Annotated in this window: 17 protein-coding genes; 2 read left to right on the plus strand and 15 right to left on the minus strand. The window is 36.7% G+C overall.

Annotated features, from left to right (window positions below; all coding sequences use genetic code 11):
- Nucleotides 1-20: 20 nt before the first annotated feature.
- The 7 genes from LPB89_RS04390 to uvrC all read right to left on the minus strand — a co-directional run bounded on the left by LPB89_RS04390 (nt 21) and on the right by uvrC (nt 9396).
- Nucleotides 21-962, minus strand: coding sequence for a tryptophan 2,3-dioxygenase family protein (locus tag LPB89_RS04390; protein WP_230700433.1), 942 nt, complete (start codon nt 960-962; stop codon nt 21-23).
- On the minus strand, nt 962-1732 hold the full coding sequence (locus tag LPB89_RS04395; protein ID WP_230700434.1) for a DUF3108 domain-containing protein: 771 nt from the start codon (nt 1730-1732) through the stop codon (nt 962-964). Before LPB89_RS04395 ends, LPB89_RS04390 begins: the two co-directional genes overlap by 1 nt.
- Before the next feature lie 298 nt (nt 1733-2030).
- Nucleotides 2031-3191, minus strand: a complete 1161-nt coding sequence (hppD, locus tag LPB89_RS04400) for a 4-hydroxyphenylpyruvate dioxygenase (protein WP_230700435.1) — start codon at nt 3189-3191, stop codon at nt 2031-2033.
- A gap of 168 nt (nt 3192-3359) precedes the next feature.
- On the minus strand, nt 3360-4517 hold the full coding sequence (locus LPB89_RS04405) for a homogentisate 1,2-dioxygenase (RefSeq protein WP_230700436.1): 1158 nt from the start codon (nt 4515-4517) through the stop codon (nt 3360-3362).
- A 211-nt stretch (nt 4518-4728) separates the two neighbouring features.
- Nucleotides 4729-7017: a patatin-like phospholipase family protein gene (locus tag LPB89_RS04410; protein ID WP_230700437.1), complete on the minus strand. Its 2289-nt coding sequence runs from the start codon at nt 7015-7017 to the stop codon at nt 4729-4731.
- Between the two features lie 74 nt (nt 7018-7091).
- The gene (locus LPB89_RS04415; RefSeq protein ID WP_230700438.1) at nt 7092-7592 is read right to left on the minus strand and encodes a hypothetical protein; all 501 of its coding nucleotides are present in this window, start codon (nt 7590-7592) and stop codon (nt 7092-7094) included.
- Between the two features lie 4 nt (nt 7593-7596).
- Nucleotides 7597-9396 (minus strand): excinuclease ABC subunit UvrC, encoded by a 1800-nt coding sequence (gene uvrC, locus LPB89_RS04420; RefSeq protein WP_230700439.1) that lies wholly within the window; start codon nt 9394-9396, stop codon nt 7597-7599.
- A 136-nt stretch (nt 9397-9532) separates the two neighbouring features.
- Here uvrC and LPB89_RS04425 point away from each other — a divergent pair, with 136 nt between their 5' ends.
- Both LPB89_RS04425 and LPB89_RS04430 read left to right on the plus strand, forming a co-directional pair.
- Complete coding sequence (locus LPB89_RS04425) at nt 9533-10513, plus strand: succinylglutamate desuccinylase/aspartoacylase family protein (RefSeq protein ID WP_230700440.1); 981 nt, start codon at nt 9533-9535, stop codon at nt 10511-10513.
- Nucleotides 10500-11069 carry a 5-formyltetrahydrofolate cyclo-ligase gene (locus tag LPB89_RS04430; RefSeq protein ID WP_230700441.1) on the plus strand — a complete coding sequence of 190 codons (570 nt, stop codon included), beginning with the start codon at nt 10500-10502 and terminating at the stop codon, nt 11067-11069. Before LPB89_RS04425 ends, LPB89_RS04430 begins: the two co-directional genes overlap by 14 nt.
- A gap of 102 nt (nt 11070-11171) precedes the next feature.
- On the opposite strand, the gene LPB89_RS04435 is transcribed toward LPB89_RS04430, so the two are convergent.
- The 8 genes from LPB89_RS04435 to LPB89_RS04470 all read right to left on the minus strand — a co-directional run bounded on the left by LPB89_RS04435 (nt 11172) and on the right by LPB89_RS04470 (nt 20622).
- Complete coding sequence (locus tag LPB89_RS04435; protein ID WP_230700442.1) at nt 11172-11918, minus strand: tetratricopeptide repeat protein; 747 nt, start codon at nt 11916-11918, stop codon at nt 11172-11174.
- Nucleotides 11919-11958: 40 nt separating this feature from the next.
- A complete protein-coding gene (locus LPB89_RS04440; RefSeq protein WP_230700443.1) occupies nt 11959-13707 on the minus strand; it encodes a BatD family protein in 1749 nt (582 codons plus the stop codon).
- A 112-nt stretch (nt 13708-13819) separates the two neighbouring features.
- Nucleotides 13820-14590 carry a tetratricopeptide repeat protein gene (locus tag LPB89_RS04445; protein WP_127339046.1) on the minus strand — a complete coding sequence of 257 codons (771 nt, stop codon included), beginning with the start codon at nt 14588-14590 and terminating at the stop codon, nt 13820-13822.
- Nucleotides 14591-14725: 135 nt separating this feature from the next.
- Complete coding sequence (locus LPB89_RS04450) at nt 14726-15760, minus strand: VWA domain-containing protein (RefSeq protein ID WP_230700444.1); 1035 nt, start codon at nt 15758-15760, stop codon at nt 14726-14728.
- A 136-nt stretch (nt 15761-15896) separates the two neighbouring features.
- Nucleotides 15897-16898: a VWA domain-containing protein gene (locus LPB89_RS04455; protein WP_230700445.1), complete on the minus strand. Its 1002-nt coding sequence runs from the start codon at nt 16896-16898 to the stop codon at nt 15897-15899.
- On the minus strand, nt 16898-18529 hold the full coding sequence (locus LPB89_RS04460; protein WP_230700446.1) for a hypothetical protein: 1632 nt from the start codon (nt 18527-18529) through the stop codon (nt 16898-16900). The genes LPB89_RS04455 and LPB89_RS04460 overlap by 1 nt, the downstream gene beginning before the upstream one ends.
- A 145-nt stretch (nt 18530-18674) precedes the next feature.
- Nucleotides 18675-19538 carry a DUF58 domain-containing protein gene (locus tag LPB89_RS04465; RefSeq protein ID WP_230700447.1) on the minus strand — a complete coding sequence of 288 codons (864 nt, stop codon included), beginning with the start codon at nt 19536-19538 and terminating at the stop codon, nt 18675-18677.
- A 79-nt stretch (nt 19539-19617) separates the two neighbouring features.
- On the minus strand, nt 19618-20622 hold the full coding sequence (locus tag LPB89_RS04470) for a MoxR family ATPase (RefSeq protein WP_007807095.1): 1005 nt from the start codon (nt 20620-20622) through the stop codon (nt 19618-19620).
- Nucleotides 20623-20844: the final 222 nt, after the last annotated feature.

Below are 20844 nucleotides of genomic sequence, written 5' to 3' on the forward strand. Positions count from 1 at the left end.
CTTAAATTTTTACTGAGAAATTAAACGATGGTTTCGTTTCCCCAATTGGACAATTCTTCTTCGGTCCACAATTTAGGAAAAAAGATGCGTCTTTGGTATTTTGGATGCATATATTTTTGCCAGTCACTTCCTCCGGTGGCTTCACCATTTCCTTTTCCGCTTTCTAAGATGTATTTTCTTGCAGTATTGAGGTGCTGCATCACCCAGGTAATATTTACAGTATGGTCGTAATGACGCATTGCTTTAATCAATTCTTCATTCAATTGATCTATTTCGGGTAACTGTGTAAATTTCTGCCAGATATTTTTTGTCTTGAATGTGCTGATCTGACGTAAAAACTGCTCTTTATATTTGTTTTCGAACTCCTGAAGTAAGTATGATTTTTTTCCGGTGTGATAATCTTTTCCCGCAGCCTGCCAGTACAAATGCTCGAAACTGGTTTCTAAAGGGGTATTCTCGTCAAAATCTGCTTTGTATCTGCGGTCTGTCAGATTAATAACATCTGTAGAAGCAAATTCAATCAGCCGGTATTGGGCACTCTGAAAACCACTGGCCGGAGTCAGGGTGTTTCTGAATTTCATGTATTGGTCGACTTCCATTCCGTTTTCCATAATACTGAATGAATTGGTCAGCATGTCGAAATAACGCGTAATTCGGGATAATCTTTCACTGAAAAAATCAACCTGAATATTTTCGGTATCAGCAATCTGATCAATTTCCCAAAGAATCATTTTAAAAATCAGTTCATTCACCTGATGGTACATGATAAACACCATTTCGTCAGGAAGCGTAGTTCGTTGTATTTGCAGGTTTAAAAGAGCATCCGTCTGAATATAATCCCAATAGGTAATTGGTTTTGACCAAAGTAAGCCTTCAAGCTGCACGTCAGTTTTTTGATTTATGGCTTGAAATTTAAGGTCAATTTCTTTTAGGATTGATTCAGAGTTATCTGTGGTGTTCATTATTTTTTTACTTTAAATGGATTTTTTAATCCTTTGTATTCATCAAGATCTGCTTTTAGGGATCCTACGGCAAGATCTGCTTTTATTCTGACAGGAACTTTGTTGTCGTCGTCTGTTATCCAGATGGTTAAACTTTCTTTTTCTTTAAAGACTCTTCCTGTTTGTACCAATGGTTTGAAGACCATTGTAGAAACGGTTCCAAATTTAGTTGTAATATCCTGAAGACCTACATATTTTAACTTAAATTTTGTGATTTCTTCATCAAAAAACATATCAATCGTGATCGATTCTCCTGATTTTAGTTTGTCGATATTAGGATGGTTTCTCAAGTAATAAAAAGAGGAAACAATATCTTGTACATTGTCTGTAAGAATAATTGTTTTCTCTGTTTTACGTTTGTAATCTTTGACTAAAACTCTGTTTTCAGAGGGGTTAAAAATACCTTCCTGATTCTTGGTATAACCGCCTTCGTTAATTTTTCTAATATAACGATAGGGGTTTCCGTTTTGTTTGTCGAAGTAACTTTCGTATAAATCTTCCACTTTAAAGAAAAATTTTGACATACCGGTCGTGTAGCCTTTTCCGACTGCATGAAAAACTTTTTTATTATTTATTGTAGCATCTTTTACCTCCAGTGTTGCATACCCGGCATTTACAATTCCGTAATGAATTCGAAATTTAAAGTACTCGCCTACATCGAATGCATCTTCTTTAAATGAATCAAAACCAAGGGTCGTGAGGATTATAAGGAGTAGGACAATTTTTTTCATAGGACAATTTTGACAGTTATATATATAAAGATAATGACAAATTTTGTTCCAAAAGTTACTAAAACAAAAAAACTCAGTCAAATAATGACTGAGTTTTTATGCTATTAACTAACCAAAAAACTATAAATTATGAAATTTATATCAATTCGGAAGGAAACCACCCCTTCCTGATTTGCGAGTGCAAAGATAGATACAAAGTTCAAAAAATAAATAGCAAAAAGTGAGTTTAACATATCATTTGCATAAAAAGCATTGTTTTACAGAGAATTTTTCTACATAATGTAAAAATAATGCGATTTTATAGAGTTCCTCTCAATTCCTGTTCTCTCTCAATGGACTCAAAAAGCGCTTTAAAGTTCCCTGCACCGAATCCTTTTGCCCCCATTCTTTGAATAATTTCGAAGAATAATGTCGGTCTGTCCTGAACCGGCTTTGTAAATATTTGTAATAAGTAACCATCTTCGTCGGCATCGACCATGATCGCTAATTTTTCAATTTCGTTTAAATCTTCTTTCATCATGTCCATATGAACCCCTAATCTTTCAGGAATTGCCTGATAGTAAGTGTGAGGCGGAGCGGATAAAAATTCAACACCTCTCGATTTTAAATCTGAAACGGTTTTGATAATATCATCGGTTGCAATGGCAATGTGCTGAATTCCGGGTCCTCCGTAAAAATCCAGATATTCTTCAATTTGTGATTTTTTCTTGCCTTCTGCCGGTTCATTGATTGGAAATTTGATTCTTCCGTTACCATTAGACATTACCTTACTCATCAAAGCTGAGTATTCGGTGTTGATTTGTTTGTCATCAAATGAAAGGAAATTGACGAAGCCCATAACTTCTTCGTAAAATTTTACCCAGGTGTTCATTTCATTCCAGCCTACATTTCCGACCATGTGATCAATATATTTCAATCCTGTTGGTTCCGGATTGTAATCTGATTTCCATTCTTTGTAACCCGGTAAGAAAACACCGTTGTAATTTTTTCTTTCTACAAAAATATGAACCGTTTCTCCGTACGTGTAAATTCCCGAACGAACAACTTCTCCAAATTCATCCGATTCTACAGTGGGCTCCATAAAAGAACGGGCGCCGCGTTTCATTGTTTCTTCGTAAGCACTTCTCGCATCTTCAACCCAAAGGGCTGCCACTTTTACACCGTCACCGTGTTTTTTAAGATGCTCGTGAATTGGTGAATCCTGCGTTAATGGCGTAGTCAGCACAATTCTGATTTTGTCCTGTTTCAACACATAAGAGGCTTTGTCTTTTACCCCGGTTTCCAATCCTGCATAAGCTAATGACTGATATCCGAAAGCGGTTTTGTAGTAATGTGCCGATTGTTTTGCATTTCCTACATAGAATTCTACATAGTCTGTTCCTAATAACGGAAGGAAATCCTGTGCTCCTTCGAAGATTTTTTCTAATCCGTATTCTACTGATTTTACTTCTTTTGACATGATGTTTATTTGTTTAATCGGTTAATCGTTTATTTGATGAACCGAAGTGTTGTTTAAGTTTTTTTTTTAACCGCAACGATCGCGAAGGATTTCGCAAGGTTCGCTAAGTACTCATCGCGATCTTTGCGTAAAATCCTTGCGGACTTTGCGGTTAGATCAGGACACTAATTACTCCGTCCAGGATTTGTAATACTGTCCATCATCAAGACCCATGGCTTCTTCCGTGACCATAAGCGGACGAAAAGTATCCACCATTACGGCTAATTCCTGGGTTTCTTTATGACCAATACTGCGTTCCATGGCACCGGGTGCCGGGCCGTGCGGAATTCCTTTTGGATGTAAAGTAATATGTCCCTGCTCTATATTATTACGGCTCATAAAATCACCGTCAACATAATACAGCACTTCGTCTGAATCAATGTTGCTGTGGTTATAAGGGGCCGGAATCGCTTTCGGATGATAATCGTAAAGTCTTGGGCAGAACGAACAAACGACAAAAGTTGCCGTTTCGAAAGTCTGGTGTACCGGTGGCGGCTGATGCACGCGTCCGGTGATAGGTTCGAAATTGTGAATCGAGAATCCGTATGGGAAATTGTAGCCGTCCCAGCCAACGACATCAAAGGGATGTGTGGCGTAAACTACTTCGTGAATCATTCCTTCCTTTTTGATTTTAATTAAAAAATCACCTTTTTCATCGTGCGTTTCCAGTTCGTTTGGCAGAATAAAATCGCGCTCACAAAACGGAGAATGCTCTAAATGCTGACCGGACTGGTTTTTGTACCGTTTTGGCGTGTAAAAAGGAGAATACGATTCAACATAAAAGAGTCTGTTTTCTGTTGTTTCAAATTCGATCTGGTAGATAATTCCTCTTGGAATAATCAGGTAATCACCGTATTCAAAAGGAATGTTGCCCAGCATCGTGCGTAATTTTCCTTTTCCTTTATGAATAAAAAGCATTTCGTCGGCATCGGCATTTTTGTAGAAATAATTTCGAAGCGATTCCTTAGGCGCTGCCAAACCAATAATACAGTCTTTGTTGACCATCATTGCTTTGCGGCTGTCTAAAAAGTCATTCTCCGGTTTTAGTTCAAAACCTTTGAATAATAATGATTTTATATTTTTTCCGATTGCGATTTTAGGTTCAACAGAATAGGAGTTTATAATTTCCTTAACCTGCGTAGGTCTGTGAACATGATACGACAATGAGGAATGTCCGTGGAAACCTTCGGTTCCAAATAATTGTTCGTAATAAAAACCTCCGTTTGGTTTCTCGAACTGGGTGTGTCTTTTTTGAGGAAAATCTCCAAGTTTATGATATAATGGCATGGCTTTTCAATTAGATAATTTATAAATTAGATAATTAGAAAATGTAAATTGTGAACAGATAATCAGCTCATTTTCTAAGTTGGCTAATTATTCAATTCGAAAGCATTACTCCGGGTTTCTCTTGATGAGAAATTGAAGATACTCCAATAAACCTGTCCATTTTGTTTTCATTATAACAAATGTCGTAATTTTTATTGATTTAAATTACAAATTAAAATAAAAATCCGATACTAAACCAGGTAAAACTTTTCGACATTTCCGGAGACCAGGAATGCTTCACCTCAATTGGCCCAATAATAGTTTCCAGTCCGTAGCCTACCGCATACCCAGAATATTTAGGCATTGAGATCCAGTCTACTGTGGTAAAGATGTCATCACCAAGATTGGCGTAATTAGCTGATATATTGACGTGATTTTTTTTAAAAATTTCATAATCCAGCGTAATGTCTGATTTAATGTAGCTGTTTCCGGCAATACTTAAAAAGTCATATCCGTAAAAATAATTGAAGTTATTTATTTTACTGTAACCATATCCTCCCAGCAGAAAATTAAAAAACGGAACGCTGTCGCTGCCAATATTAAATCCTGCGTCGGCTCCAACTTTGAATGTTGCCCTTCTGAAAAGTTTGTTTGCAAATGCAATTTCGGCCTTCGCAACAGAGAAAGGCCTGAATTGTTTGGTATAATCCGATGAAGCCAGATAGGTTTGTAAACCGGATGAAAAATACAATCCCGAACGCGGAAAACTTTTGCTGTCGAAGGAATCGTATTTTAAATAACCAAAAACACTGAAATAGCTGCTTCTCTCGATAATATTCTCCTCGTTGGAAAGTGTTGGAGAATCTATTTTCAGAAATTTGTATTCCAGACCGCCGCCCATAAGAAATTTTTGTACAAAAATGGTCTGGAAATAGGCCTGATTGGTCAAATCTAAAAAGTCAACATTTATAAGGTTTACATTTTCAGTTTCTAAATTACTGATGTTGGTGGTAACGTTACGGTTAAACTGACTTAATTTGGACTGAAACCCAAAGCTTATGTTAAAACCATTTTCTACATAATAATTGAAATCGTATCTGAAATTATCACCTAAAATAATATCAAGTGAGGTAATATCATTTTTTAAGAAAGTTTTTTTGTGGGTAAGGTTTAATAAAATTCCACTTTTGTAAAGCCCGTCATAATGCAATCCGAGTTTTAAAAAAGTCTGTGTTGGATTTTCCTGTAATACCAGGTCTAAGTTGTCCTGTTTTCCATCAGGCTGCAGGCAATAGGATATGGTGCTAAAGTTTTGCGTGGCGTTCAGATTGTTTATTCCGGTTTTCAGGTCCTCATACGTTATGGTGCTTCCGGGTTTGAAACGGAGTTTACCACGAATATATTCACGGGTATAATTGTCTAACGGATCGCTGTTGATTTTTTTAATCTCAATTGTATCCGTGCTTATTTTTAATTTCGGCTTTTTATAAAAATGATCTTCATCAGTCAGTGATTTTATTTTCTCATAAACGGCAAAGGCAGCTTCTTCTCCTTTACGGATTATTTCTTCCCCTTTATCAAATGAAATGACACCGTAATCACGAATGTCCGGTTTTATGTAAACATCAGTATCTTTTATCTTGCTTTTCATTTTATCAATCGACTGCAGATTGGTGATCTGCACCAATATCCGGGTAGCATTTTTAAGCCCTTTTCGATTTAATAAATCATCCTGTACATCGACACCAATGATGATATCGGCACCAAGGTTCCGAACTTCTTTTATCGGATAGTTGTTTACAACTCCGCCGTCAACCAGTAATTTTCCATCAATTTCTACAGGAGTAAACAACGACGGGAACGCCGCACTCGCCATCATGGCCTGGACAAGATTACCTTTATTAAGCAAAACTTCTTCTCCTGTTTCTATATTGGTTCCAATACACAAAAACGGAGTAGGTAATTTGTTGAAATCACGAACATGACGCACATTTCGGGTCAGGCTGCTCAATAAATTATAATTGTACATTCCTTTTGAAAGGGCTTCCGGAATACCAATTCTGAAATTACTGAAAGGTAAAACGATAGCATACAGCTCATCATTTTTTTTGCCGTAAAAGTTTTTTGAGGAACGCGGAATGTAATCGTTTATTAATTCGTCGAAATTGGTTTTTTTAAAAATAGAATCAATCTGTGAAGCATTGTAACCGGAAGCGTAAAGTCCGCCAATAACAGATCCCATGCTGGTTCCGCCGATATAATCTATTTTTATTCCGGCTTCTTCCAAAACTTTCAGAACACCAATATGAGCAAATCCTTTTGCACCTCCGCCACTTAAAACCAGGCCAATTTTTGGCCTTCTTACACTGTCTTGTTTTTTATCCTGGGAAAATGAATTTAATGAGAACAGTATAGCAAATAGTACAACATATGCGTTTACGCCCCAGGTGGAAATAGAAAACTTGGAGAGAAAAAATCCTTTTGATTGTATATCTTTAAAGGACAGCTGAATAAGGCTCATAAAAATAGCTGGTTTGTTTTGTAAAAGTCGGAAATATTATTGAACTATACAGGTCAATTTTGTTTTTAATAACATTATTTCTTTAATAAGATCAGATTTTTGTTTTTGTCAAATTTCCAAATGTCAGTATGCCATCTTGCACCGCCCCGGCAGCCGGATTGAAGTGTTTTTGTTTTTTTATTTATTTGTACATCGCAGAATTCATCGCATTCAGGGGCAGCATTATCGGGTATTTTTAATTCCCTGAATAGTCCGTTTGCCGGATTGTAAATAAATATCTGGTAGATCGTATAAACGCCCATTCCGTCATCGGTTCTGTAGGCTGCAAAATCTGTGTAACCGTCAAAATTATAATCTTCTGTCACAAAATGCGTCTCTTTGCCGGTAATAGAAGTTCCGAGATGATCTATAATTTGGGTTTGCTTATTTTTAGAATTGGTAATTTCCAGTTTTTCAAAATCATTGCTTATCTTAATTTTTATTTGTGTTTTGTCTTTTTGAGAGAAGTCAATATTTTTCTGGCTGTAACACTGAAATGAAAAGAATAGGATAAGGCTTAAATAAAATACTCTCATCTGATTAGGATTGATTGTTATGGTAAAAAGTGACTATTTTTTTTGCTTTGGATGGGCCTACAACATCGGATATTTCTTTTTCGGATGCCAGTTTCAGTCTTTTCACACTTTTGAAATGTTGGATTAAGGTAAGCATTGTTTTTTCCCCAATTCCCGGAATACTTTCCACAGAGGAGTTTAATGCTGCCTTGCTGCGTTTATCACGATGAAAAGTAATACCAAAGCGATGCGCTTCATTTCGCAACTGCTGGATTACTTTTAATGTTTCTGATTTTTTATCGAGGTATAACGGAATCGAATCTCCGGGATAAAATAACTCTTCGAGACGTTTTGCAATTCCGATGATGGCAATTTTACCGCGCAGCCCCAATTCGTCTATACTTTTTAGGGCAGCAGATAATTGTCCCTTTCCACCATCAATGATAATAAGCTGCGGCAAAGGTTCTTTTTCGTCTAATAACCTTTTGTAACGGCGATAAACGATTTCGGTCATGGACGCAAAATCATCCGGGCCCTCAACCGTTTTTACGTTAAAATGGCGATAATCTTTTTTGCTGGCTTTCCCGTCTTTAAAAACAACACAGGCCGCAACGGGATTTGTTCCCTGAATGTTCGAGTTGTCAAAACATTCTATATGGCGTGGCTCAACAGGCAGTCTAAGATCTTTTTGCATTTGCGCCATAATACGATTGGTGTGGCGGTCGGGATCTACAATCTGCAGTTGTTTGAGTTGTTCTATTCGATAAAATTTGGCGTTTCGAATCGATAAGTCCAGTATCTGTTTTTTGTCCCCAAGCTGCGGAACCGTTGTTTTGATATTTTCTCCCAGATCAATTTCAAACGGAACAATAATTTCTTTTGACAATAAATGAAAACGTTCCCGAAGCTCTATTATCGCAAGTTCGAGTAATTCTTCGTCGCTTTCATCCAGTTTTTTCTTTATTTCTAAAGTATGTGAACGTATAATTGATCCGTGTGAAATCTGTAGAAAGTTGACGTAGGCAGCGCTTTCATCCGATACAATCGAAAATACGTCGATATTTGTAATTTTTGGATTTACAATAGTGGATCGCGACTGATAGTTTTCGAGGACTTCAATTTTTTCTTTTATTTTCTGGGCTTCTTCAAAATGTAAATCCTGAGCATATTTATTCATTAAACGCTTGAAGTCTTTCATGCTTTCCTTGAAATTTCCTTTCAGGATTTCGCGGATCGCATCGACTTGTTTCTGGTAATCTTCCAGGGATTCCAAACCTTCGCAAGGCCCTTTGCAATTCCCGATATGGTATTCAAGGCAAACTTTAAATTTTCCTGAATTGATATTGGACTGGCTTAAGTCGTAATTACACGTACGAAGCGGATACAATTCTTTGATTAAATCCAGAATGGTATGTACGGTTTTGAAACTGGTATAAGGACCGAAGTATTCCGAGCCGTCTTTGACCATTCTACGTGTTGAAAATATTCTGGAAAAAGGTTCTCTTTTAATGCAGATCCACGGGTAACTTTTGTCGTCACGTAACAAAACATTATAGCGCGGCTGCAATGTTTTGATTAAGTTGTTTTCCAGTAAAAGTGCATCGCTTTCAGTAGGGACAACAATGTGTTTTATGGTTACGATTTTCCTGACGAGAACATTTGTTTTTCTCGTGTCATGAATTTTATTGAAGTAGGAAGAGACTCTCTTTTTTAAGTTTTTTGCTTTTCCGACATACAATATTTTATCGTCTTTATCATAATATTGATACACACCGGGATTGTCCGGCAAGGTTTGAATTTGAAGTTCTAAAGACGGTTTTGACATTCTGTTTTGTTTCTGAAGAGACTGAAAAAGCTTTTTTGAAAACGATTCTGGTTTTGCAGGTAAGCTTAACAGTGATTTAGTTTCAAATTTACGAAATCAAAAGAATAATTTCTATATTTAGATTTTATAATTCTATATGAAAAATAACAAACCCATGATTATTTTTGGCGAATCGATTTTGCCGGGAGAAAATAGAACCATAAACGTTGAAATTGCCAGATTGCATACCACTACGAAGCTTAATATTCCTGTTATTGTGCGTCGTTCCAAAGCAGAAGGCCCGGTAGTTTTGTTCTCCGCCGGAATTCACGGAGACGAAATAAACGGAATTGAGATTGTACGTCAGCTTATTAGCAAAAAAATCAACAGGCCAACCCGGGGAACCATTATTTGTATTCCGATTATTAATATTTATGGTTTTGTAAATAAATCCAGGGAGTTTCCGGACGGAAGAGATTTGAACCGCGTTTTTCCCGGAAGCAAAAAAGGTTCTCTGGCCAGCCGTTTTGCTTTTCATATTGTTGCTGAAATCCTGCCTATTTTAGATTATGCAGTGGATTTTCACGCCGGCGGTGCCAGCAGATTTAATGCGCCTCAGATCAGAATCACCGAAAATAATCCGGAACTGAAACTTTTGGCAGATGTTTTTAATGCCCCGTTTACATTATATTCTAAAAATATTAATGGTTCTTTTAGAAATACATCTGAAAAGGCAAACGTAAAAATGCTGCTCTTTGAAGGAGGAAAATCATTGGATATCAACAACGAAATTGCAAATGAAGCCGTTTTGGGAGTAAAACGTTTGTTGAATTATCTTGATATGCTTGACCCGAAACAGGTTGTTGAGGAAGCAGAAGATCCGTCCATTTATATTAAAAACTCGGTTTGGCTAAGGGCCAAGTGTTCCGGTTTGCTGCATGATTTTAATATGATCAGCCGATTTGTAACCAAAGGGACTATTCTGGCCATAATTACAGATCCGTTTGGTAAATTTGAACAAAAAGTAAAAGCGCCACACGATGGTTTTGTGATTAATGCCAATCATTCGCCTATCGTTTATGAAGGAGATGCGATTTATCATATGTCTAAAAATGCCCCTGAAAATGCCGACGAATAAAAAAGAACTACGAGTATACTACAAAAATCTCAGGAAAGCACTTTCTTCCGATGACATCGAAGAAAAGAGTCTTGCTGTAGCCAATAATTTACTACAACTCCCGATTTGGAATAAAACGTATTATCATGTTTTTCTTCCTATTGAAGAGCAAAAAGAAATCAATACCGAATATATCCTGCACTTGCTTTCAGGAAAGGATAAGGAAATTGTGGTTTCTAAAAGTGACTTTGAAACCCGCGGCATGTCCCATTTTTTACTGACGGACAATACTAAAATAAAGAAAAACGAATATAATATTCCCGAACCTGTAAACGGATTACCGGTTGCTTCAGAAATGATTGAAGTTGTTTTTGTACCGCTTTTAGCTTTTGATTTGTTGGGAAATCGTGTGGGTTACGGAAAAGGTTTCTACGATAAATTCTTAGCAGAATGCAAACCGGAAACCATCAAAATAGGTCTTTCTTTTTTTGAGGCTGAAAACGAAATTGAGGATGTTTTCGAGTTAGATATAAAACTGGATTATTGTGTGACACCGGAGAAAACGTATTCGTTCTGATTTTAAGTCCGAAGTTTCAAATTCCAAATTCCAAAAAACAAAACCCAAATTCCAGGATTGGAATTTGGAATTTAGGTTTTGGAATTTTAAAAGATAATCTTATTATTTTACTTCTTTGACCGTCGAACCATCAATCCAGCCTTCAGTACCGTCTGTTAATTCAATTTTTTTCCATTTTTCCAATGTTTCAATTACGTAGACTTTTGCACCTTCGTGTAATAAAATAATTGCGGAACCTGCTTTTTGCGGTTCACTTCTCACTTCGCTGATTTCAGCAAAAACAATAGCCGGGCGATCGTTATCAAAATGATCTTTTTCGGACATTCCGGCAGCAACACTTAAAAGTAAAGCTAACAAAAGAACAAACATTCCGATGAAATAAATTCTTTTAGAAAGGGTAAGCTGGGAGAAATAATAGCCAATAAAGCTCAGTAAAAAAACAAAAGAAATGGCAACAGAAATCTTTGCCCAGGTATTATAGTCAAAAATTCCCGTGAAGTTCTGGATCAGTTTGGCAAAGCCAACTTTTGGAACTTCTTTTATTTCATCAATTGTTAGTTTTTTGGCGAATTTTAAATTGTTTAAAGTTTGCGGATCACCGGGCTTTAGAACCAAAGCCTTCTCGTAATTGTATATGGAAGGGGCAACCTTATTGAGTTTGTAATAACAATTTCCCAGATTGTAATACAGCTCTGCTGATTGCTGTTTGTCTTCTTTAATGATGTTTTCATATTCGGCAATGGCCTGCTGATATTTTCCATTTTGGTAGAAATCATTCCCTTTTTCAAAGCTGCTTTGAGCAAAGAAAACCTGAGAGATTAATAAAAAGAGATATAGTATATTTTTCATTTTCCTGGTTTGTAAAATTTTAACTTTGCGAACTTTGCGGTTAGATAATCTGCTTTTCCAGTTCGGAAATAATCAGAACTGCCTTGTCATAGTCCTGCTGAATTGATGCACTCGATGCCGGAGCATAACGGGCAAACTCACAGTTTTCAGTTAAATCGATAAAACTCTGAACGGTTTCCGGATTGGCATTTCTGGATAATAGCAATTCACGGATATTGTCTTTGCTCATCTCTGAAGTTTCAATATGCAATTTTGCTTTCAGGAAATTGTGCATCGCTTTTTCCAGTGCAATGTAAAACGGCTCTTTATTAGTAAGCTGTTTTTTCGCTTCAGATAAATATTTCTTAGCCAGTTTATTGTTCATTCTGATTCTGTTTCCGGTCACATCGCTGTCGATTGCTTCTTTTTTCTTCTTAGCCAGAATAATAATCGGGAGAATTATAAAAGGCAGTAACAACAGTCCGTAATACAGATTTGAACCGTAGAAATCATTTTTAGCTATCGAAACCAATGTTGTTTTAGTTCTGATATACTTGAATTGTTCTGTTTTCGCTATCACATTTTTTGATGCGTTTGCAGACGTATTTGCCTCGGCCTGCAATGGACCGTCCAGGACATCAACCATAATTTCTTTGGAAGTAATGGTTTTATAAGAGCCTGTACTCAGATCGAAATAAGAGAACTGCATTGGCTTTATGGCATATTTTCCTTTATACTGCGGAATAATAGTATACTTATCTGAAATTCTTCCCGACATTCCCGACAATGAAGTTGTTACTTTTTCGTCATGTACCGGATCATACATTTCTAATGCATTTGGCACCACCGGTTTTGGCAAGGTAAATAATTTCATATTTCCGGATCCGGTTGCACTTACAAATAAGTCCAGACTTTCCCCGTTTTTCAGTGTCGTTTTGGAAGGTGTAACGGTAAAATTGAATTTACCTACCGCACCACTGAAACCTTCAGGTTTGCCAGTCTCAGGAAGTGGTTTTACATTGATTGTTTTAGCACCGGCCGAAACGATTTTGTTGTCTTCTGATAATATCATCTGACCAAACATGTCACGACGGTTGGTCGGCAATTGTACCCCAATATCTAATGAAAGTGGCTCAATCGTAAGTCTTCCTGATTTCTGCGGATATAAAATGGTCTTTTTCAGGATTACAAAATAACATCGTTGTCCATTATGAGTTCCTTCTTCTGTAGTCAGCTGTCTGATATCTATATTTTGATTCCAGAAATCATTGTACTTTGGTTTTGCCAGTTCTTTAAAACCGGTAACGCCGATATTATTGAAGTATAATTTATAAACCACTGTAATGGGTTCATTCAGGTACGGGTTGGTTTTTGAAATTTCTGCAACAAGATCCAGTGTCTCACTTCCGGCTCCCTGCGGTCTGTCGTTAGGATCTCTTTCCTGGGCAACAGCATTGGTAACCACAATTCGTATCGGGGCTGTTTTGTAGACCTGCCCGTTAAATTCTATAGAGGCCTGTCTGATCGTAACAGTTCCTTTTTGTACAGGCTGTAAAATATAAGAGTATGCTTTCTGAAAAGAACTGCGTCCGTTTATCCAGGATTGACTAACCTGCTGACTTGGTCCTGCCACAACCCTGAATCCCTCAAATGCAGGTTGTTCAAAATTATCTCCATCAACATTCATGATAAAGTCAATTCGAAGTCTTTCATTTACCCCAAGGGTAGTTTTAGTTACTTTGGCTTCAAATTGAACCTGAGCCATAAGCCCCTGAAAAGTGAATAGTAATAGAATTAAATATCTCTTCATTTTGTTGTTTAATCGTTGTTTGTTTAACTGTTTAATCGTTTATTGGTTCTTTTGTTTAATAGATATTATTCGATTTTACAAATGAACATTTAAAGGACTAAACCAAAAAGAACTACCAGTCTTTTTCTGTTTTTTTAGGATTTCCTTTTACTTTTTGTGCGTTAACTTTATCCTGAATTTTCTTTTCTTCGTTATTGACAGCGTCTAATAAATTCTGAACGCGTTCTTTTGAAATTCCTCCCGGCATTGGTTTTGGCTCTCCTTTATTGTCTGATTTGTCATCTTTCTTCGGATCGTTTTTACCGTCTTTCTTATCCTTGTCTTTATCGCCTTTGTCGTCTTTTTTATCTTTGTCTTTGTCCTTATCCTTGTTTTTATCTTTATCCTTGTCCTTATCTTTATTTTTATCCTTGTCTTTGTCCTTATTCTTGTCTTTGTTTTTATCGTTTTTCGGAGGATTTTCTTTTAGTTTTTGTTTGGCGTATGCATAGTTGTAACGCGTTTCATCATCAGTTGGGTCATTACGCAACGCTTGTTTGTAAGCTTCCACCGCCTGCGTATAATCTTTCTCTTTCATGAAAACATTCCCTAAATTGTGATAGGCTTTATGTTTATCAGGTCTGGTTTTAGCATTTTTTATCGCTTTAGCGTAAGCAAGCTTCGCTTCAGAAGCCTGGTTTTGCCTGTAGATGGTATTCCCTAAATTATAAGAAGCAACACCGCGTCTTGGGAATTTTGATTCCGAAATTCTGTAATTTGCTTCAGCGTCAACAAATTTATTCTGCTTATATTCTTCATTGGCATCAGGCAATGTCTTGTCTTTCTCCTGAGCCGAAACGGCTAAGGAAAACGTTAGTAAAATATAAAGAAGTAAATTTTTCATTCTAATTTTTTATTTGTCACGAATGACACCAATTATCACTCATCAGGTTGTTTTTTTATTTGAATTTTTCAAAACGAGAAATAATTAAAATGCTTTATTTCGGAGAAAAATTCGTTCAATTGACCGACAACGGTCTTATTTCTTTTCGTTAAATAAATTCAACTCTTTTATCCAGCTTGTTTTTCTTTCTAAAAGGAAAATATCCAAAAACAATAACAGGAATGCAAAGCCGATAAACCATTGAAATTGCGACTGAAAATCGGCCATTTGCGTGGCTTCAAATTCGGTTTTCTGAATGTTGTTCAGGGCATTTTTCACATATTCTAAAACTTCCTTAGTATTTCCGCCATACACATAACCGCCTTTTGTAGCTTTTGCAATGCTCTTTAATCCTTCCTGGTTTAGTCTGGTAATGACAGTTGCTCCGTTTTGATCTTTCTGGTAGTTTTTGACCACTCCGTTTTCTTTCAGCGGAATAGTTCCTCCTTTTTCAGTTCCAACACCAATGGTAATGATTTTCATTCCCAGTTTATTGGCTTCTTCAGCAGCGGCAGAAGCTCCTTCAGAATGGTCTTCCCCGTCAGAAATCAGGATCAGTAATTTACTGGTTTTGCTTTTTTCATCAAAATAAGTAGCCGATAAGCGGATGGCCTCGTCAAGCGAAGTTCCCTGTGAGGAAACCATATCTGGAGTCATACTTTGCAGGAACATTTTGGCAACACTGTAATCTGTTGTAATCGGCAAAACAGGGAAAGCACTGCCAGCATAGGCCACAATTCCGATTCTGTCGCTTCCCAGGTTGTTGATGATCTGAGAAACCAATTGCTTACTTTTATCTAAACGGCTTGGTGCCACATCTTCGGCCAGCATACTTTTAGAAACGTCAACGGCAAAAACAATATCAATACCTTCACGTTTTACGGTTTCCATTTTGGTTCCAATCTTCGGATTCACCAATCCGATAATTAAAAATGCCAGCGCCAGAAGCATTACTGATATTTTTAATACAGGTTTGAAAACAGAACTTTCCGGGCTCAGTTTTTTTACTATTTCCAGATCACCGAATTCACGTTGTTTTTTTCTTTTCCAATACATATTGAAAAGAAAAATACACACCACAACCGGCAGTAAGAATAAAAGGTATAAATATTTTTTTTCGTCTAATTCCATATAATTTTTAAAATTCCAATCCCCATCTTTGCGGGGATAAATTCCAAATTCCAACTTTTTGCCTTTGTCTTCAATTTTTAAATCCAATTCAAATTGGAATTTGGAATTTAAAATTGAATTTTTTTGATTTGCAAAATCAAATGAAGCTTCTGTAAACTGTATTTCTTAAACCAATTTCCAGCAGTAATAAAAATGCTGCGAGTAAAACAAAACCTCTGTATTTTTCATCGTAATCATAAAACTTCAATTCCTGGATTTCCGTTGTTTCCAGTTTATTTATCGCACTGTAAATTTGCGCTAATCGGTCATTGCTTGTTGCTCTGAAATACGTTCCGTCGGTTTTTCGTGCAATGTTTTTCATTAGCTGCTCGTCGATTTCTACTTTTTGCATTTTAAACAAAAAACCTCCGTTTGGTCCGTAGGCGTATGGCGATTCTGCCATTCCGTTACTTCCAATACCAATGGTATATACTTTTATTCCGTATTGTTTTGCGATATCGGCAGCTGTTTCCGGTTCAATAAAACCGGCGTTGTTTACACCATCCGTCATCAGGATAATAACACGGCTTTTTGCTTTACTGTCTTTAAGTCGGTTTACGGCGGTGGCCAGTCCCATTCCAATTCCGGTTCCGTCCTGTAAAGCCGTATCGTATTTAATTCCTTTTATGGCTTCTAAGATTATGGCTTTGTCACTTGTAACGGGTGTTTTGGTATACGCTTCCGAAGCATAAAGCACCAGTCCGATCCTGTCATTTGGTCTTTCTTCAACGAAATCTGCAGCTACTCTTTTTAAAGCTTCCATACGGTTTGGCTTTAAATCCTTGGCCAGCATACTTCCCGATACGTCGATTGCCATCACAATATCAATTCCCTTTGTTGTTTTCGTCTGATTGCTGATGTCTACTGTTCTTGGTCTCGCCAGTGCGATAATCAGAGAAGATAAGGCAATCGTCCTGAAAACATACAAACACGGTTTTAGTTTTGTCAATAGTGACTCACTATTTTTAAAACCCTGTGTTGAACTCATTTTCAGGGTAGCTGATTGCTGGTTGCGTTTTAGTAAAAACCAAATGATTGCCATTGGAATTAATAAAAACAACCAAAAAAATTCCGGATTTAAAAAAGTTATCTTACTCATTAGTTACTTGCTTTTCTAAGTTCAACAGAATTTAAAATCCGCGTTGTGATATCGTTTGCATATGAATCACCTTCTTCATGTAAAATCATGATTTGCTGTAAACCCTGGTCTTGTTTGAAAAGCAAAATTTCATAATATGCTTTTGTACTTGTTTTGTCAAGAGGGTTTAAGATGGTCATTGTTCCGTAGCCTTTTAATCCCTGAACCCCTTCGTTGGTCTGGAAATCTTCTTGTTTCACAATTATATTTTGTCCGCCCTGAGCTTCAATTACTTTTAAAGAACCTTCTAAAGTTTTAGCTAAATCCAGCTCCACAGGTTTTTTGAATTTACTGGTAGAAACCGTAATGAAGAAATTGTCCATCATGCTTCCGTATGTAAAAAGCTGCATTTCCTTAATCAGGGCCATTGTCTCTTTTGGCAGCACTTTTTGGGCGTCCATACGTTTTAGAACTTTTGGAGTTTCAATTAAAACACCAGGATTTCCGTACTCGCTTTTTACCCATTCCCCTTCTAAAAGTCGCTTGGTCGGATTCATTAAAATAGTGTCTTTCACATAAGTGAAGCCTTTATTTGCAATGAAAACCGCGGTTGTAAGGGCCAGTAAAAGAAAAACGGATCCTATGGCAATTGCAATGCGTTTGTTGCGTTTTTTTCGTAACTGAATCTTGATTTGCTTTTGTCTTTGCGCCTCATTCAGTAGTTCGTCTTCTTCGTTCGGAACTTCTGTCGGAATCGCGTTATCCAGCGTTAGGATTACTTTTTGTATTTTATTTCGATCCTCTGTAATTTCAAAATCCAAAGGTTTGGATTTTGCAAATTTTACTAAATCGGCCTGACGTAAAACTCGCTCCAGGTTTTCAACGGTTTCAGGTGTTAAAGCCATTTTCTTCTTCGTAGAAGCCGTTCTTATAGCCTGTATCAATTCGGAAGTGGTGCTTTCCATTGCCGGAATGTGAATCGCTTCTTCAATATAATTACGGGCAATATCAGTCAGTTCACTATAATATTCTTTAATTTCACCTTTCTGAACCAGTTCTTTCTGTTCCAGATTGTTCAGTAAGCTGGTGGCCTTTTCGATAGGTGTCTTATAAACTTCTTCTTCGATTTTTTTCTGTTGGCGTTTTTTTACAAACCAATACACAAAAGCACCAAATCCGATAATCACAACTGCCAGTAAAAGGTAAAGCCACCATTCGCTAATACCGCTGTCTCCGGCAGTAATATCTTTGATGTCGTACATTTTTTGCTGCAAAGTATCCACTTTGACATTGGCCACTTCAACACGGATGGAATCAGATAAAAAAGGTTTTTTGTCAATCAGAATCTTAACACCCGGAATGGTATATTTTCCGGAATCAAATTGTGTTAAACCGTATTTTTTGATAAGCTCATAAGTGTCATTTTTCTTAACCGTATCAATTGGATACGATTGAATTACTTCTAAAGGACCAATGGTTTTTAGTTGAGGAAAAACAACTTTTGATTTCGAACTTACTACCGTTTTCAGCGTCAGTTTAAACTCAGCCCCAATTTTGTTTTTTGTGGTATCAATGCTCGTCTCCACTTGTTTTTGCTGGGCAAAAATAGCAGAGGAAAGTAAAAATAAAAAGATGTAAAACTTTAATTTCATTTGATTTTTTTAATTTCAGATTTTATTCTAAAATGATTGCTTAAAAATGGTACGCGGATGACACAAATTGAAGCGGATTTTATTTTGGATATTTATATTTTAAAATCTAATATTCTAACAATCTAAGAAGCCGAATAATCTAAAATTATCTTGACTTGAAATACCCCAGCAATTTGGTCACGTAATTTTCGTCGACTCTTGTATTTACGACACCAGCTCCGGATTTGCTGAAAATATCTTTGAAATAATTGACTCTTTCCTGATAATGCTTTTCGTAATTCATTCGCACCGATTTTGATCCGGTGTCCACCAGTTGCACCTTTCCGGTTTCTGCGTCAAGCATGCTGACCATTCCTAAATTCGGGATTTTTTCTTCTCGGATGTCGTAAACACGAACTCCTGTAATATCGTGTTTTTTTGAAGCAATTTTTAAAGTCTGCTCGTAATTTTCAGACATGAAATCAGAAATTACAAAAACAATCGCTTTCTTTTTCTGAGTTCCTGATAAAAATTTTAAAGCAGCTGCAATATCTGTTTTCTGACTTTTCGGTTCAAATTCGATCAATTCACGAATGATTCTTAAAACGTGTGAACGTCCTTTTTTAGGAGGAATATACAATTCTACATTGTCTGAAAAAAGGATTAAACCAATCTTGTCGTTATTTTGTGTAGCCGAAAAAGCCATCGTTGCCGCTATTTCGGTTACGATGTCTTTTTTAAACTGACTCTTTGATCCGAAACCTTCAGAACCCGAAATGTCAACCATTAAAACCATGGTCAGCTCTCGTTCTTCTTCAAAAACTTTTACGTGAGCTTCGTTATATCGCGCAGTCACATTCCAGTCGATGTTACGGATATCATCGCCGTACTGGTATTGACGCACTTCGCTAAAAGTCATTCCACGCCCTTTAAAAGAAGAGTGGTATTCTCCCGAAAAGATATGATTACTCAGTCTTTTGGTTTTGATCTCTATCTTTCGTACTTTTTTTAAAAGCTCTTTTGTATCCATTTTATTTGTTTAAAGTTTAAAAGTTTCAAGTTTCAGGTTCGTTTTACAACAACCTTAAACCTGAAACATTAAACAAATTTTAAGGTACTTCAATCTCGTTTACAATTTTGTTGATAATGTCTACAGAAGTAATGTTTTCGGCTTCAGCCTCGTAAGTGATTCCAACTCTGTGACGTAAAACATCATGCACAACAGCACGAACATCTTCGGGAATTACATAACCGCGACGTTTGATGAAAGCGTAACATTTTGCCGCATTGGCTAAATTGATACTTCCACGCGGTGATGCTCCAAAACTAATAAGAGGTTTTAAGTCTGCCAGTTTGTATTTTTCCGGATAACGGGTTGCAAAGATGATATCCAGGATATATTTTTCGATTTTTTCATCCATGTAAACTTCACGGACAGCTTCCTGCGCGCGCAGAATTTGTTCCACTGAAACAACCGGATTTACTTTTTCGTAACTTCCTTTTAAGTTTTGACGAATTACAAAACGTTCTTCATCAATTTTCGGGTAGTCAATTACCGTTTTCAACATAAAACGATCGACCTGAGCTTCAGGAAGCTGGTAGGTTCCTTCCTGCTCCACAGGGTTTTGAGTAGCAAGTACTAAAAACGGACGGTCCAGTTTGAAAGTAGTATCGCCAATAGTAACTTGTTTTTCCTGCATCGCTTCCAAAAGTGCTGACTGAACTTTCGCCGGAGCACGGTTGATCTCATCGGCAAGGACGAAATTAGCGAAGATTGGCCCCTTTTTGATTGAGAATTCGTTTGCTTTAATGTTGTAAATCATTGTTCCGACTACATCGGCAGGTAATAAGTCAGGTGTAAACTGAATACGGCTGAAAGAACCCTGAACAGCTTGTGACAAAGTATTAATGGCTAAAGTTTTGGCCAGTCCCGGAACACCTTCCAGTAAAATGTGCCCCTGTCCTAAAAGACCAATTAATAAACGTTCGACCATGTGTTTCTGGCCCACAATAACTTTGTTCATTTCCATTGTAAGAAGGTCTATAAAAGCACTTTCTCTTTCAATTTTTTCATTTATCGCTCTAATGTCTAAAGTCGTTGTATTTTCTTCCATATAGATATTTTTAAAACCTTTTTAAGACGTTGATTTATGTGCCTAACTTTTGAGAGTGCAAATTGAATATTTTTTGAGAAGTAAGATGTTAAAGAATGGTTAAAACTTCGACCAATGACCTAATTTTAAGGACGAATTGTGAATCTATTTTTATATTTTTAAGAACTTTGGTGATTATGCTTTAGAAAAGCATATTTAATACCAAAAATAACGCAATATTAC

The organism is Flavobacterium sp. ENC, from assembly GCF_020991415.1.
Taxonomy (GTDB): domain Bacteria; phylum Bacteroidota; class Bacteroidia; order Flavobacteriales; family Flavobacteriaceae; genus Flavobacterium.